Here is a 1,326-nt window from a genome sequence, read left to right as displayed (position 1 = left end):
CTCACCGTAACCAACTGCGAAAGATTGTCGATACTCAAGTCCACATTGTTATTAGCAGGACGACTTAGAGAAAGTTTATTTGGCAATTGCGTTCCGTAATCCAAAAAGCTGAGTGAGACAATGTCCCGTCCCTCTTCTAGCATCACTTTAACGGCTTGACCTCGGAAAGAGCGCTTGATGATGTTGGCAAAGATACTGTTGAAGATAACATCCAGATTAAAACTCTCTAGAGCAATACGGCTAGACTTGTTCTCATCCTCTAACTCCACAGAGATCCCCGCTTTGGCGAAATCGTCTCGCCACACATCCACCACAGATTGCGTAATTTGGCTTAGGTTGTAGTTTTGACTGCCGTTACTCGCATCACCAGGAGCACTTTTAAGCTCATTCAGCTGCCAGTAAGTTTTTGATACGTGATCCTCTGTGATGGAATCTCTCTCCACTGGCAATTTTGACGAGATATAATCGACGCTGGTTTTTATAGACTGAGCAACATGGTCAACTAATAGATTTCTAACCTGAATTTGCTTTCTTAACTGTTGGTTACTCGTCAATAATACGCGGCTTTGATGCCTTAGCTGGTTGGTCTTTAGAGTGACCTGAGCAGCAAGCTCTCGGTTTGCTTGCATAACATATCGTGAACGCCAGTACATGATAAGGCCGATAAGCGTAGAAATTGAGACGAGAAAGCCTAATATCGCAAGCTGGGATAGATACCATGGTTTGAGCACTTCAAAACGAGACTCTAAGCCAACAACGCCCGCCGTTACCTGTGACTCGTTACTCACTTGAAGGTGGTATTCCCCAGAGTTGAGGTGCTCTAAGGTTAACTGCCCCCCTTCTAAGGTCTGCCATCGATCGTCTTCGTTTAAGCGGTAGTACAGGTTCTGGCTATCCGGTTTAGGCATGATGCCAAAGAGAAAACTCAGCGAAGAACCATAAGGCAGCTTAATCCCATCAAGGTCGGAACTCCCCACTTGGATTACATCGTTTTCAAGCATCACTTGGCTAACAATAAAGCGGGATTCTGGCGGGTTTGACACCAATAGTTTTGAAGCCTCTGCTTTAACTAATCCATATTTTGAGCCTAAAACAAGTTCACGTTCGCCATCTTCTGTGCGTTTCACTACGCTACATATCCCAGGAATAAACTCATTATTAATCAAGCCCGATGCAGATGAATAGTGTTTAACTAACTCACCGGACAATCGGTAGTAACTCAACCCAACAGAAGATGCAAGCCACACACCTTTCGCATCACTGATCAAACACGCCGGACGAGCATTCGCAACACTCATCTCCAAGACTTGCTTGGCTTCTCCACCA

At 45.0% G+C, this 1,326-nt stretch carries 1 pseudogene; it reads right to left on the bottom strand.

Annotated features, from left to right (window positions below):
* A pseudogene (locus tag R8N28_RS25140) lies at positions 1-1,326 on the bottom strand (AraC family transcriptional regulator); the annotation flags it as partial.

The sequence above is a fragment of the Vibrio sp. Vb1554 genome (assembly GCF_033344235.1).
The sequence above is the reverse complement of the archived record's forward strand: the minus strand, read 5'-3'. Positions and strand labels throughout refer to the sequence as shown.